Annotated in this window: 13 protein-coding genes; 7 read left to right on the top strand and 6 right to left on the bottom strand. The window is 66.3% G+C overall.

Going from position 1 to position 13144, the window contains the following annotated elements:
• Positions 1-352 precede the first annotated feature (352 nt).
• Positions 353-769, top strand: a complete 417-nt coding sequence (locus AB0L53_RS16385; RefSeq protein ID WP_363993853.1) for an FAD-dependent monooxygenase — start codon at positions 353-355, stop codon at positions 767-769.
• A 129-nt stretch (positions 770-898) separates the two neighbouring features.
• Here the strand turns inward: AB0L53_RS16385 and AB0L53_RS16380 are convergent, their stop codons facing one another.
• The gene (locus tag AB0L53_RS16380; protein ID WP_363993850.1) at positions 899-1477 is read right to left on the bottom strand and encodes a hypothetical protein; all 579 of its coding nucleotides are present in this window, start codon (positions 1475-1477) and stop codon (positions 899-901) included.
• Positions 1478-1584: 107 nt separating this feature from the next.
• Between AB0L53_RS16380 and AB0L53_RS16375 the strand changes: the two genes are divergently transcribed.
• Positions 1585-2277, top strand: a complete 693-nt coding sequence (locus AB0L53_RS16375; protein WP_363993847.1) for a TetR/AcrR family transcriptional regulator C-terminal domain-containing protein — start codon at positions 1585-1587, stop codon at positions 2275-2277.
• 72 nt (positions 2278-2349) lie between these two features.
• On the opposite strand, the gene AB0L53_RS16370 is transcribed toward AB0L53_RS16375, so the two are convergent.
• The 4 genes from AB0L53_RS16370 to AB0L53_RS16355 all read right to left on the bottom strand — a co-directional run bounded on the left by AB0L53_RS16370 (position 2350) and on the right by AB0L53_RS16355 (position 5367).
• Positions 2350-2565, bottom strand: coding sequence for a hypothetical protein (locus AB0L53_RS16370; protein WP_363993844.1), 216 nt, complete (start codon positions 2563-2565; stop codon positions 2350-2352).
• The gene (locus tag AB0L53_RS16365; RefSeq protein ID WP_363993841.1) at positions 2562-2699 is read right to left on the bottom strand and encodes a hypothetical protein; all 138 of its coding nucleotides are present in this window, start codon (positions 2697-2699) and stop codon (positions 2562-2564) included. Before AB0L53_RS16365 ends, AB0L53_RS16370 begins: the two co-directional genes overlap by 4 nt.
• Positions 2700-2868: 169 nt before the next feature.
• Positions 2869-4755, bottom strand: a complete 1887-nt coding sequence (locus AB0L53_RS16360; RefSeq protein ID WP_363993838.1) for a CocE/NonD family hydrolase — start codon at positions 4753-4755, stop codon at positions 2869-2871.
• Positions 4756-5244: 489 nt separating this feature from the next.
• Positions 5245-5367 carry a hypothetical protein gene (locus AB0L53_RS16355; RefSeq protein WP_363993835.1) on the bottom strand — a complete coding sequence of 41 codons (123 nt, stop codon included), beginning with the start codon at positions 5365-5367 and terminating at the stop codon, positions 5245-5247.
• 457 nt (positions 5368-5824) lie between these two features.
• Between AB0L53_RS16355 and AB0L53_RS16350 the strand changes: the two genes are divergently transcribed.
• Positions 5825-6712: a DUF4097 family beta strand repeat-containing protein gene (locus AB0L53_RS16350; RefSeq protein WP_363993832.1), complete on the top strand. Its 888-nt coding sequence runs from the start codon at positions 5825-5827 to the stop codon at positions 6710-6712.
• 124 nt (positions 6713-6836) lie between these two features.
• Here AB0L53_RS16350 and AB0L53_RS16345 read toward each other — a convergent pair whose 3' ends face one another.
• Complete coding sequence (locus tag AB0L53_RS16345) at positions 6837-7883, bottom strand: magnesium transporter CorA family protein (RefSeq protein WP_363993829.1); 1047 nt, start codon at positions 7881-7883, stop codon at positions 6837-6839.
• 626 nt (positions 7884-8509) lie between these two features.
• Here AB0L53_RS16345 and AB0L53_RS16340 point away from each other — a divergent pair.
• The 4 genes from AB0L53_RS16340 (at position 8510) to kdpA (ending at position 13144) form a co-directional block, all read left to right on the top strand.
• Positions 8510-9025: a class I SAM-dependent methyltransferase gene (locus tag AB0L53_RS16340; protein ID WP_363993826.1), complete on the top strand. Its 516-nt coding sequence runs from the start codon at positions 8510-8512 to the stop codon at positions 9023-9025.
• Positions 9026-9141: 116 nt separating this feature from the next.
• Entirely contained in the window at positions 9142-11052 is a 1911-nt protein-coding gene (locus AB0L53_RS16335) for an amino acid transporter (RefSeq protein WP_363993823.1), read from the top strand.
• A 341-nt stretch (positions 11053-11393) separates the two neighbouring features.
• Positions 11394-11483, top strand: a complete 90-nt coding sequence (kdpF, locus tag AB0L53_RS16330) for a K(+)-transporting ATPase subunit F (protein WP_336203760.1) — start codon at positions 11394-11396, stop codon at positions 11481-11483.
• A complete protein-coding gene (kdpA, locus tag AB0L53_RS16325; protein WP_363993819.1) occupies positions 11483-13144 on the top strand; it encodes a potassium-transporting ATPase subunit KdpA in 1662 nt (553 codons plus the stop codon). The genes kdpF and kdpA overlap by 1 nt, the downstream gene beginning before the upstream one ends.

Raw genomic sequence — 13144 nt, 5'->3', positions numbered from 1 at the left:
CCACCCGCGGTGCATCTGCAGGGCGGCTGGGACGACTTCTTCCTGCCCGGCATGCTGGCCGACTACGCCGCGCTACGGGCCGCAGGACGTCAGGTCCGGTTGCTCATCGGGCCGTGGGGTCACGGCAGGGCCTCTACACCCGCCCCGGCATGCAGGACGCGCTGGCCGCGTTGGACGGGACGCCTGGACACCCGGCCCGCGAGCGACGGTCCGCCCAGCGTCTACCGCTACGATCCCGCTGATCCAACGCCCACGGTCGGCGGCACCGTGGTCGGCTGGTCTGCCGGGGCAGCGCGGCATCGGCTCGCTGGCCGATGGCCCGTACGAGGTGCTGCCCCAGGTCTACGGCGACATGGGATGGGTGGTACCCGAGGTCCTGGCGGGGCTGCGCACGGCCGAGTCGGTCTACTTCGACACCATCAGCCAGATGGTGCTCGACCGGTGGAGCCGTGGCCGGGTAGTGCTGCTCGGCGACGCCGCATGGTGCGTCACTCTGTTCGCCGGATATGGCTCCTCACTGGCCGTCGGCGGCGCCGACCTGCTGGGCACGGCGCTGGACAACAACCCCGGCGACCTGCGAGCCGCCCTCACCGCGTGGGAGGCCAGGCTGCGCCCGGAAGTGGACAAGAAGCAGAAGCTGGGCCGTCGGGTGAAGGGCGTCTACGCCCCCGCAAACCCCTTTGTCCTGTGGCTGAGCCAGCTGCCGCTACGCCTGGCCTCCCTGCCCGCCGTGCGCCGCTACATGGCCCGGCGATACATCAAGGGCTGAGTGCGTCGGCGACGGCCCGGACGCTCATTGCCGCCGAGACCACGCGCGGCAATCGAGCGGGTGCCCACGAGGTGGTGGAGCTGGCGGAAGGCGTTGCCGTTTCCGGCGGGTGTGGCGGCCTGCCGCTTGCTAAGCCTTTCGGAAATACGCTCTCGCCGACGGAACCGCGAGCAGAATGATCACGAGGAGCGAACCCAGAGTGGTCAGGATGAGCTTGGCGACGGTCACGTAAGGGAGCCAGCCGGGCATGACGTGCGTGGCCGCGTCGATCAGGGCCTGTACATCGATGCGCGCAAGCATGGAGTTCCCGGAGTTCTTGAAGGAGGACTTCAGGAACTGAGCGGTGAAAAGCTGTCCGGGAATGATAATGACCCCCAGGGCGACGAGGATGGGCTGGAAGATCCAGGAAAGGATCCGGCCCGCTCTCTTGCCGGCCAGGTTGAGCAGCGCCAGCGAAGCCAGAATCAGAGCGAGCACGATCGCTAACGTCTCGCTCCCTCCGAAGTTGATGCCGTGCTGGGCCAAGATCGCGGTGGGGAGCCCTTGCCGCGCGATCTCTGCCTCGGCGGCCGCTTGAGCGCCTGCCCCATAGGCCAGAACGGAGAAGGTTCCGAGCAGGAACGGTACAACGGTTAGCAGTTGCAGCGTCGCGGCGACGATGACGCTGCGCGGGCGGCGCTTTCGCTGAGTATGAACATGGTGGGTCATGCCTGCTCCTCACCGCGATGTTGAACTAAGTGCAACCGTACGATGGAGTTGAACTAAGTGCAAACGGTGGTTCGAACTTTGTGCAAGTCGGTGGATATCCTGAGGTCATGCCGCGTGACACGCTGACCAAGGAACAGATCGTCTTGGCCGCAATCGAGGTCTTGGACGCCGAAGGCGTGAACGGTCTGAACATGCGGCGGCTCGGAGCCCAGCTGGGCTCGGCGGCCACGGCGATGTACTACCACGTCAAGAGCAAGGACAAGCTGGTGGTGCTCGCCGCCGATCATGTCTTCGGCGAAATCAAGCTGCCAGACCTCGGCGCGATCGGATGGCGGGAGGCAGCGGCGACGCTGGCCCGCGGCGCCCATGCGATGATCACGCGGCATTTCTGGTTGATACCGGCCATGAGCACGCATCTCATCTACGGGCCTGGCAAGGCCCGCTACGACGAGCACTGTCTGGCCGTCTACGAAACCGCAGGCTTCAGTGACCAGGACGCCGACCAGGCTGCCGCCACGGTCTTGATGTTCGTGATCGGCGCCGCGCAGGGCGAGGTCGCGGAGTCGGCCTGGCGGGCTCAGGTACGCCGGGCGGGCGCGGACGAGGAGCAGCAGTTGCGCGACATCATCGCGCACATCAGCGAAATCGTTCAGGAGTTCCCCCGGCTGCGCGCCCGCACCACGCTCTCAGTGGACGCCACCACCGCCCAGCCGGCCGAGGCCACCTTCGAGTTCGGTCTGCACGCCCTCCTCGACGGCCTGCAAGCACGACTTGCGGCCGGCTCACCGTGCCCTCGTTGACGCCGGGACAGTCGGGGTGACGACGGCGCCGTCCCACTTGTGCTGGATCAGCAAGATTCCCGCATCGCGGTCCTAGTAGCGCGATCCGAGCACCTCGTCACCGCTTGCGGCGGCTGGATCGCGTATCCGTTCTTGCCCATCACCATCACGGCGGCTTCCGAAGGACGCCTCCGAAGCGAGCACATACCGGGTCGGTACGACGATGTCGTCCACCACGGGGCCCAGCTCGCGCTCGCGGGCGAGCCAGCCGAGCTCGATGTTGCAGTTCGCCATCTGTTCGGCGTTCATCCGCGGGTCAGGCCCGTCGGGCGCAGCAGCGGCATGAACCAGTTCAACCGCCTGAACAGCTTGCGGATCTGCTGCTCTATGGCCTCGTTCATCCAGTTGTTCGGCTGCGCCCCGTCAACCAGGACCGCGCCCACGGTGATGACGTGCCGCCAGTACCCCTGAGTGGCGAACCGTGTTCTTCGCCTTCCGGCGGCACGTCGCGTCCGGCTTGCGGTGGTAGGGGTCGGCAACGAATGCCCGAGACGTCATGCGGACGGTCGCGGCCACGCCGGCCGCGACCGTCCGCGAATGTCGATCTTGTTGTTACTTGATGGACGTGACCAGTGGTAGTGAAACCGACGTGCCGGCCAGGTCGATGGTGACCTTGGCTCCGGTGCCAGGTTCAACGTCGGTACCGGTACCGGTGCCGGTCTCGTCGAGGTTGAAGTCGTCGTTGGTTCCGGTCAGTACCAGGCCCAGCCGGTGCCCGGCCTTGAACTCGTAGTCCTGCGGCAGCATCTTCCAGGTGATCTGGTACGACTTGCCCGGCGTCAGCGGTGCCTGGCGGCTCAGCGACTTGTGGCTTTGCGCGTCCAGGATGCCGCGGGTGACCACATTGAGGCCGGAGGCGGCCGTGTTGTCACCGCCCCTGAAGTAGCAGCCGTCGTCATCGGCCGTGCTTTCGCCGACACAGTCCTCGCCGCCGATGATCTTGAGGCCTTCTGAGGACGTCGCGGTTTTCTCGCGGTAGTTGATGCGAGTGTCGGTGCCGTAGTCGACGAGCAGGACGCCCAGGTTGGCGGTCGGCTTGTCCAGCTTGAGGCGCAGGCTCACCGTCGGCGTTCCGGACAGCCGTGTCGTGTTCTTCAGAGGCGGGGTCAGGTAGGCCAGCCGGTTGGGGTGGGTGGTGGAGGGGTCGGTGGCCATCGCGATCTCGGTCTGGGCGGTGTCGAGGTAGCTGCCGGTGCCGGTCGAGAGCGTGCGGCCAAGCGAGCCGTCCTGCTGCGGTCTGAGGGCCACCTTCTGCGTCGGTGCCGGCCAGTCGGCCTGGGTGATCCAGCGGTCCGGGCCGAGCTGTACGTCGGCGCGCGGCTGGCGCATGATGTCGTTGGCCACGCCCATCAGTTCGTGGTCGAACCACTTGTTGAGGGTGTTGAGCCATATTTCGCGGCGGGCCCAGAACGGGTCGAGGTGCCCGTACTGTGTCACCCACGCCTTGCGCTGCACGCCGCGGGGCAGTTTGGCCCACCACTGGGCGAACTGGCTGCCCACCACGTTGCGGTCCTGCATGCCCATCACCGCGAAGACGCTGGCGCGGATGTTGCGCGCCTTCGAGATCGGCCCGGTCCGGTAGTTGCGTTCGTTCCAGTAGGCGTTGTAGTTGCCGGTCTCATCGTCGGATTCGGCGTCCATCCGCTGGCGCACCGCCTCACACTTTTCCGCCGGATCCTTGTCGACGTGCTCGGACTGCCACCTCGCTCCGCCCTTGAACCAGGTGAGGACGCCGTTGGCGTGCCCGTTCTCGTATCCGCTGGTGTAGGCCGAGAGCGGCACGATCGTCTCCAGCCCTCGTACGCCGGTACCGGCGACGCCGACGCCGAGTGCTCCCTCATAGGAGTGGCCGATCATCCCGGTACGGCCGGTGGTCCAGGTGGCTTTGACCGGATCGCCCTTGTCGTCGTAGGCGGTCGCGCGGCCGTTCAGCCAGTCGACGACCGCCTTGCCGCCCAATACGTCGGCGGCGCCGTAGGACATCGGGCAGCCCTCTGACAGCCTGGTGCCGATCATGTCGACGGACGCGAACGCGTACCCGCGCGGCACGAAGTAGTTGTCGTAATACATCGGGAACTTCGTCACGTTCCCATCCGCGTCGTACTTCTTGTGTTCAATCTCGAAGCCGACCCCAGGGTTGTCGTAATACGGGCTTTCCTGCATGATCACCGGGACCTTGAGCCCGGAACTGGACTCCTTCGGTCGGATGATGTCCACCCGCACCAAGTCCTTCTTGCCATCGCCGTCGCTGTCGACCGACGACTCCACCCGGACGTGCTCACGGATCGCGTCCTGGTAGGAGAAGACCGGCTGCGTGAGCCCGCCGGAGACCTTGATCTCCGGCTTCGCCGTCGCGGATGCGGCGGGAGCGCCGGCGATCACGAGCGTGGTCGCGAGGGTGGCTGCGGCGAGGAACCCTCGCCGTCGCGAATTTGACATGTGAATTCCTTCTTGGGGTCGGCTGTTGCCGTTAGTGGCACCAAGTTGGCGCCAAGCTGTGGGTTTCTTGCCGATGCGGACCTGCTCGCCAGATCAGCGGGATCGGCGGCCGGCGGAGCATACGGAGGTGGCGGCGAGTGCGCCGACGGGCAGCGGCAAGCTCGTCACAGTGCGGGCGAATGGTGACCGGGTCCTTTGCCGGTCCGCTGCTGGCCGACCGAGGGCAGGCCTACCGGGCTGGGCTCGGTGCCAGTCGTCGATGGCCTGGTAGAGGGTGTCCAGTAGATGGCCCGCGCCGAATCCGGGGTGGACATCCCGGTCTGGGTGAGCAGGAGCCCGACGAGCTGGTTGTGCGGGTCGGCGTAGGTGGTGGTGCTGGCCCCGCCGTCCCAGCCGAACTGACCGGTGGGCGCGTAGTCGCCACCGGGCCGCGTCGTGCGTACAGTCGATAGACGTGGTGCCCGGCCCGAGCGCGATGTGCTGTGTCTGTTATAAGACTGTTTTGTCGTATTTTCCGGTATCTTCGCCGGCGGCGCGCGTGATGGCGGCAGTCAGGTGCTTGCGCGCACGAGCGAGGACGTCGACGAAGCCGCGCTGCTCGACGTCTGCCATCTGCTTGCCATGGAGCCCCCCTTCCAGCTACTCGGTGTTGCCGACTACCAGTATAAAGTATCACTGACTACCGGTATGTAGCAACACCGAATAGCTGAAGTGCGAACCGGGGTCGCAAGCATGTGACGGTGCCGCTGAAACGGCGGCCGCACCCTGCCGATTGCCGAGGAAGTGCGCGGACGCCATAGATGGCGTCAATGTGGCGCCATCTATGGCACAATGGCTTGTCAAGGCGTCGAAATGACGTCGTCATGGTGTCACGGACCTCAAGCCATACGCCGCCAGGTTCCGGCGAGACCTTGCGGTCGCCGCCGCCAGCTGCGGACGAGATGACGCGCGACCTGGTGCCGTGCTCGGTGGAGGTTGGCCTGCAACCCTCCGGCGCTGCCAAGGGCAGGGGAGGACGGCCCCGCGCGGATCGAGGCCCGGACACCCACCAACCCCACGAGAGGTCCCCATGCCCACCTTCGACACCCCCGAGCCGATCTCGGTCAGGATCGACCTACCAGCCGGCGACGTGCGGATCATCGCGAGCGACCGTACAGACACGGTGGTCGAGGTGCAGCACGAAGACGGTGATGAGGAGGCCGCGGTCCAGGTCGAATACGTGGGCGGCAACCTGGTCGTCAAGAGCGCGAGCCGACAGGGCTCAGACCCGATCCGCCACGGCGGCAACCTGATCGTCGAGGCCGTGAAACAGCTGAGCTGGGGAATGTCGCTCGGCGGCGGTGAATCGGGACAGGTGACGATCGAGCTACCGTCGGGTTCGCACGTCCACGGCCAGACGATGGGGGGCGGGTTCCATGGCTCGGGCCGGCTCGGCGAGTGCCGGCTCCGTACCGACTACGGCGACATCCGGCTGGACTATACCGGCACGGTGGACCTGACCAGCGACAGTGGCGAGATCTCCGTGGAGCGGGTCACCGGCCGTGCCGAGATCACCAGCGCATCGGGCGAGATCATGGTCCGTGTGATCGATGGCAACGCGTCGATCAGGAACGACGATGGCGAGACCCACATCGGCAACATCACCGGCGATCTCCAGGTGATCGGCGTCAATGGCGACATGACCGTCGACCGCGTCCACGGCGCCGTCGAGGCCAAGTCCGTGCACGGCAGCGTGCGGATCGGCGAGGTCACCCGCGGTTCGGTCGCCCTGACCAGCGCGTCCGGCGACCTCGAGATCGGCATCGCGCGGGGCACCGCCGCGTGGCTCGACGTGAGCACGGCCGATGGCAGCTTGCGCAACTCCCTCGACCCCCACGAGAGCCCGGAGGCGTGCGACGAGGTCGTCGAGGTACGCGCCCGCAGTAACGACGGCGACATCGTGATCAGCCGCGCCTGACCCTGGACACCTCAACCCCCTGTCATGGGTCACCGAACCTGCTCTGAGCAGGGGCAATCAAGGCTATCGTGCGGCCAGGGCGATGGAATGTCGGCTCCTGGGTATCGATACGCGCTGCCGTACGTCACAGCCATCCCCACCGCTTGAACACCATGAAGAGCACGACTGAGGCGAGCACCATCAGGGCTAGCGCCGACGGGTAGCCGAAGGCCCACTGCAGCTCTGGCATGTGGGTGAAGTTCATGCCGTACACGGTGCCGACGAGCGTGGGGGCGAAGAAGATCGCTGCCCACGCGGAGATCTTCTTGATCTCTTCGTTCTGGGCGTAGCTGGCTTCGGTCAGACGATTGACTTCGGCGGTGTGCGCCTGGCCGACCAGCGTGGCCTTGATGGTGAGGGTGGTCTGATAGAACTCGATCACCCCTTGGAGGTATTCCCTTTCTCCGTCGGCCACGGCGCGGACTCGGTCGAACTGGTCGGCGATGTCGGCCACCAGCCGTTGCCCTCCGGCCGAGACGCGGGTGAGATTGGTCATCCTCCCGTAGATCGCGCAGCTCAGCGCGCCCATGGTGCGCACGGCGAGCAGCCCGTGGCGGGCACGGAACAGCTCATTGAGGAACTCCTCGGGATCACCGACGTTTCCGCTGGTGACCCGCTGCTCCAGTCGCCACACGTCACTGGTCATCGTCTCCACGAAGTTCTCCTGATTGCGGGTCAGGGCGGAGATGATCGCATAGGACAGTTCGAACGGCGTGGCGGGATGCAGGCGGCCCGCCTTGATCCGTGTGAGGACTTCGTCGGTCTCGCGCAGAGCTGCCGCCGGGTCGGCCGCCGGGTTGATCGGTCCGTGGACGGTCACCAGATAGTTCCGGCCGACGAACTGGTCGAGTTCGATGTAGTGCACGTGGCCGCGTTGCCCTCGTTCGGGGGCGTGCAGGACGACGAACACGTGGTCTGGGTAGGCGTGCACCTTAGGCACACGGTTGCGCTCGACGCAGTCGCGGACCGCCATCGGATGGAAGCCGAAAACCTCCGACAACATGCGCGCGGCCTCCAGATCACAGCTGGAGATGTCGACCCAGACCAGGGCGTCTTCATCGTCAAGCAGCGCCTTTAGTTCTTCGACGGGACGTTCCTCAACGCCCTCATCGTTGATCAGGCGAATGTCCATTCGGTTCACCCCCTCGGGTGATCCCTTGCTGGTAGCCGGTCCGTCGGAAGCCGCCCAAATCATGCCCCCACTCTCCAATGATCTCGCACTCCTGGTTGAGGAAGACCGCGGTGGGGTTGCCCTTCCGGTCCGAGTCGTTGTCCAGCCGGTCCTGAAGGGGTTTGGCACAGGTCGGGGTGGACGGGGAGTGGGGACCCCCGCTCGGTCAGTTTCCGCTCGCGGCGCAGCAGGACGGCACGCTGGGCATGGGCGCGCACCGCGAGTACCGCCGGGACACCGGCAGAAGGTGCTGCTGAGAGTCATCCCGGGCATCGAGGCGGACACCCACGCGGCGATCCGCGCGGGCGGCGAGGAACGTTGAGCGGTCGGCCGCCTCGGCACCAAGCCAACGGATGAATGCGCTCTTTGTCCGTCAGAATCGCGTAAGTATCGCACCCGAGCTCCACAGCTGACCCGATAGTGGAAATGTTCTTCTCAGGAGGCGGGCTGTGCGTACGGACAATTCCTCAATTTCATTGGATGGTGGACGAGCCGTAGGGGTGGGTATGGAGCAATTCCACCATCCGCGGCCGGTCGGCTTCGGAGATAGGAGCCGCCTGCATCCAACTTCGCAGCGTCAGCGGCTCATGAAGCACATCAGCGGGCGTGTGCTGGAGATCGGCGCGGGCGACGGGGTCAAGCTCACCTGCTACCCGCCCGGCGTCGACGAGATTCTGCTCGTCGAGCCAGATCCCTTCCTGCGGTCGGCGGCCAAGGCGCTCGCCGCCGATCTGCCCACCCCGGTCCGGCTCCTCGATGGCGATCTGACGCGGCTGCCGATGCCCGGCACCTCTTGCGATGTTGTCGTCTGCTCCCTCATCCTGTGCTGTTCCTCCCGGGTCACCGAGACGTTCCGGGAAATCCGGCGTGTGTTGCGGCCGGGTGGTGAGCTGCGTTTCTACGAGCATCAGCGCTCGAACAGGTGGCCGGTCGCGTTGCTGAGCGGCCTGGTGACTCCCATCTGGTCGCGCGCCGCCGGTGGCTGCCATCCCGCTCGCGACATCCTGGCGGAGATGAAGCAGGCGGGGTTCGGAGTCGAGAGTTTGGACCGGTTCGCCTTCCGCGGCTTCGACCATGTCGTAGGAGTCGCCCGGCCCCGCTGACAATCCGTCGAGACGCATCCATACGTTTTCTTGACGCCCTCACCAGGTCGTACAGCTCTTGACCGTCAGTAGGGTGCAATGCGTATTTATGTGGTTTTGACGGAGAGGTGACCGGGATGGTGCTGGCGAAACGGCCGGCCGCTACGGAAGGGACCCTGCGTTCTTGGCTGCTCCAGGGTCTGCAGACCGATCGCAAGCAGATCGAGCACGGTCCCCATGTGAAGCACCCGTGGTGGCGGGTGATGTGCCTGACCGGTGTCGACTACTTCTCCACGCTCGGCTACCAGCCGGGCATCGCCGCGCTGGCGGCCGGACTGCTGTCGCCGCTGGCCACGCTGTTCCTGGTGGCCCTGACGTTGCTGGGCGCGTTGCCGGTCTATCGGCGGGTGGCCGCCGAGAGCCCGTACGGGCAGGGCTCGATCGCGATGCTGGAGAAGCTCGCCCCGCAGTGGTGGGGCAAGTTCTTCGTGCTGGCCCTGCTCGGGTTCGCCGCGACCGACTTCGTGATCACGATGACGCTGTCGGCCGCCGACGCCACCGCGCACCTGCTGGAGAACCCGTTCATGCCCGACTTCCTGGCCGGGCAGCGGGTGATCGTCACGCTGGTGCTGCTGGCCCTGCTCGGCGGGGTGTTCCTGATGGGGTTCAGCGAGGCGATCGGCCTTGCCGTCCTGCTCGTCTTCATCTACCTGGCACTCAACGCGGTCGTGGTCGCGACCGCGTTGGTGCACGTCCTGCAGGCGCCGCAAGTGGTCGTGGACTGGGAGCGTGCGTTGAGCGCGGACTTCAGCAGTCCCTTGGTGATGATCGGGCTGTCGTTGCTGGTGATGCCGAAGCTGGCGTTGGGCTTGTCCGGGTTCGAGACCGGTGTCGCCGTGATGCCGGTGGTCAAGGGTGACATCCAGCAGCGGATCGCGGGCACAAGGCGGATGCTGACGGTCGCGGCCCTGATCATGAGCGTGTTCCTGATCTTCTCCAGCTTCGTGACCACCGTGCTCATCCCGCACAAGGAGTTCGAAGAGGGCGGCAAGGCGAGTGGGCGGGCGCTGGCCTACCTGGCTCACCAGTACCTGGGCGACTGGTTCGGCACCGCCTACGACGTCAGCACGATCGCCATCCTGTGGTTCGCCGGGGCGTCGGCGATGGCGGGCCTGATCAACCTGGTGCCGCGTTACCTGCCCCGGTACGGCATGGCGCCGGAGTGGACCGGGGCCGTGCGGCCCCTCGTGCTGGTCTTCTCCGCCATCGCGTTCGCCATCACGATCATCTTCGACGCCGACGTCGACGCCCAGGGCGGCGCGTACGCCACCGGTGTGCTGGTGCTCATGCTGTCGGCGGCGGTCGCCGTGACACTGTCGGCTCGCAAGAAGCGCCAGCACGCGGCGACGGCGGGGTTCGCCGTGATCACGGCGGTGCTGGCCTACACGCTGGTGGACAATGTGATCGAGCGGCCGGACGGTGTGAAGATCGCCGGCTTCTTCATCGCGGCCATCATCGTCACCTCGTTGATCTCCCGCGCCACCCGCTCGACCGAGCTGAGGGTCACCGAAGTGCACCTGGACCCGCTGGCCGAGAAGTTCGTCAACGAAGCGAGCGGCGACATCCACCTCATCGCGAACGAGCCGCATGAGCGCGACCAGGCCGAGTACAACGACAAGCTGCGCGAGCAGTGGATCAACCACCGGCTGCGCAGCGCCGAGCCGGTCCTGTTCGTCGAGGTGAAGGTGCCCGACGCCTCGGAGTTCGAGACCGAACTGCACGTCAAGGGCGAGGAACGCTACGGCCACAAGATCCTTACCATCGACAGCTCGGCCGTGCCCAACTCGCTGGCCGCGCTCCTGCTCCACCTGCGCGATCGCACCGGCAGGGCCCCGCACATCTACTTCCACTGGGCGGAGGGCAACCCGATCGTGGCGATGCTGCGCTATCTCGTCTTCGGCGGCGGCGACGTTCCGCCGCTGACCCGCGAGGTGCTCCGCAAGGCCGAGCCGGACCCGGAACGCAGGCCGCACGTCCACGTCGGCTGACGGACATCAGCCGTTGGTGAAGCGCGGGTCCTCGCGGTCCAGGTGACGTTGCAGGGAGTGGCGCACGCGTTGAGCGCGGCATCCGCGCAACCTGCTGCGCTTTCCTGGCGGCGTGCCGCGTACGAATGTCGTCAAGGATCGCTCCACAACCGTATGGAAGCCGTCAAGAACGGCGAAACGGGCCTATTTCCGGGTTTTGCTTAATCACGAACCGCTCATCCCGGGCGGTAGGCATTGTGTTCCGGAGCTGAGGAGTTGGGGATGGCAGACGTCATCTTCGTCGCCCTGACGATCGCGATCTTCGTGGTCATCGGGCTCGTCGTCAAGGCGGTGGAGCGCCTGTGAGCGCGATCAACGCCACTGGTCTCGTGGTCGTCGTGGCTCTGGTGATCTTCATGGTCGCGGCCCTGCTGTTCCCGGAGCGTTTCTGATGAGCGCGACCGCCGCAGGGATGATCTTCATCGTCTCCCTGATCGTCGCGCTGGGCCTGGCGCACAAGCCCTTGGGCGACTACATGTACCGGGTCTACACGAGCACCAAGCACAACGTCGTCGAGCGGGGCATCTACCGGCTGCTCGGCGTGCGTGCCGATGCCGAGCAGAGCTGGGGCGTGTACGCCCGCAGCCTGCTGGCGTTCTCGGTGATCTCGATCCTGGTCGTGTACGGCATGCAGCGTCTGCAGGACAAGCTCCCGCTGAGCCTGGGCATGAAGCCGGTCACCGACCACATCGCCTGGAACACGGCCATCAGCTTCGTCACCAACACCAACTGGCAGGCGTACTCGGGTGAGTCCACGATGGGCCACCTGGTGCAGATGTCGGCCCTGGCCGTGCAGAACTTCGTGTCCGCGGCCGTGGGCATGGCGGTGGCGGTCGCGCTGGTGCGCGGTTTCGCTCGCCGCAAGTCGGAGACGATCGGCAACTTCTGGGTGGATCTGGTGCGCGGCTCGCTCCGCATCCTGCTGCCGATCGCCTTCGTCGGCGCGCTGGTGCTGGTGGCCGGCGGGCTGATCCAGAACTTCTCCGGCGTGCACGAGGTGACCACGCTGACCGGCGGCACCCAAGGGATCACCGGCGGTCCGGTCGCCTCGCAGGAGGCCATCAAGGAGCTGGGCACCAACGGCGGCGGTTTCTACAACGCCAACTCCGCCCACCCGTTCGAGAACTCCACCAACTGGACCAACTGGTTGGAGATCTTCCTGATCCTGCTGATCCCGTTCGCGCTGCCGCGTACCTTCGGCAAGCTCGTCGGCCAGGTCAAGCAGGGCTACGCCATTCTCGCCGTGATGGGCATCATCGCGCTGACCAGCGTTCTGCTCACCAACGTGTTCGAGCTGGGTGGCAACGCCACTGTGCCGCAGGCCGTCGGCGCGGCGATGGAGGGCAAGGAGGTCCGCTTCGGCATCTCCAACTCGGCCACCTTCGCCGCCTCCACCACGCTCACGAGCACCGGTGCTGTGAACTCCTTCCACGACTCGTTCACGCCGTTCGGCGGCATGATGACGATGTTCAACATGATGCTCGGCGAGGTCGCGCCCGGCGGCGTCGGCTCCGGCTTGTACGGCATGCTGATCCTGGCCGTCATCACCGTGTTCGTGGCCGGGCTGATGGTCGGCCGGACCCCGGAGTACCTGGGCAAGAAGATCGGCGCCCGGGAGATCAAACTCGCCTCGCTGTACTTCCTGGTCACCCCGGTCCTCGTGCTGATCGGCACGGCGTTCGCAATGGGCTCGGCGGAGCAGCGCGCGAGCATGCTCAACTCGGGGCCGCACGGCTTGTCCGAGGTCCTGTACGCCTTCACCAGCGCCTCCAACAACAACGGCTCGGCGTTCGCCGGCATCACGGTCAACACGCCGTGGTATGACGTGGCGCTCGGCCTGTGCATGGTGTTCGGCCGGTTCCTGCCGATCGTGCTGGCGCTGGCGCTGGCCGGTTCGCTGGCCCAGCAGGCGCCCGTACCCGCGGGCGCCGGCACGCTGCCGACCCACCGGCCGCAGTTCGTCGGCATGGTCGTCGGCGTGACGGTCATCCTCGTCGCCCTCACCTTCCTCCCGGCCCTCGCGCTCGGCCCCATCGCAGAAGGACTGTCCTGA

It is taken from the genome of Nonomuraea sp. NPDC052129 (assembly GCF_040680095.1).
In the GTDB taxonomy this organism is placed as follows: Bacteria; Actinomycetota; Actinomycetes; order Streptosporangiales; family Streptosporangiaceae; genus Nonomuraea.
The sequence above is the reverse complement of the archived record's forward strand: the minus strand, read 5'-3'. Positions and strand labels throughout refer to the sequence as shown.

Bases quoted from the DNA above. Each gene is read 5' to 3' on its own strand.
- AB0L53_RS16360 (WP_363993838.1), bottom strand. From the start codon at position 4,755: ATGTCAAATTCGCGACGGCGAGGGTTCCTCGCCGCAGCCACCCTCGCG.
- AB0L53_RS16370 (WP_363993844.1), bottom strand. From the start codon at position 2,565: ATGAACGCCGAACAGATGGCGAACTGCAACATCGAGCTCGGCTGGCTC.
- AB0L53_RS16385 (WP_363993853.1), top strand. From the start codon at position 353: ATGGGATGGGTGGTACCCGAGGTCCTGGCGGGGCTGCGCACGGCCGAG.
- AB0L53_RS16380 (WP_363993850.1), bottom strand. From the start codon at position 1,477: ATGACCCACCATGTTCATACTCAGCGAAAGCGCCGCCCGCGCAGCGTC.
- AB0L53_RS16335 (WP_363993823.1), top strand. From the start codon at position 9,142: ATGGTGCTGGCGAAACGGCCGGCCGCTACGGAAGGGACCCTGCGTTCT.
- AB0L53_RS16355 (WP_363993835.1), bottom strand. From the start codon at position 5,367: ATGGCAGACGTCGAGCAGCGCGGCTTCGTCGACGTCCTCGCTCGTGCG.
- AB0L53_RS16350 (WP_363993832.1), top strand. From the start codon at position 5,825: ATGCCCACCTTCGACACCCCCGAGCCGATCTCGGTCAGGATCGACCTA.
- AB0L53_RS16340 (WP_363993826.1), top strand. From the start codon at position 8,510: ATGAAGCACATCAGCGGGCGTGTGCTGGAGATCGGCGCGGGCGACGGG.
- AB0L53_RS16375 (WP_363993847.1), top strand. From the start codon at position 1,585: ATGCCGCGTGACACGCTGACCAAGGAACAGATCGTCTTGGCCGCAATC.
- kdpA (WP_363993819.1), top strand. From the start codon at position 11,483: ATGAGCGCGACCGCCGCAGGGATGATCTTCATCGTCTCCCTGATCGTC.
- AB0L53_RS16345 (WP_363993829.1), bottom strand. From the start codon at position 7,883: ATGGACATTCGCCTGATCAACGATGAGGGCGTTGAGGAACGTCCCGTC.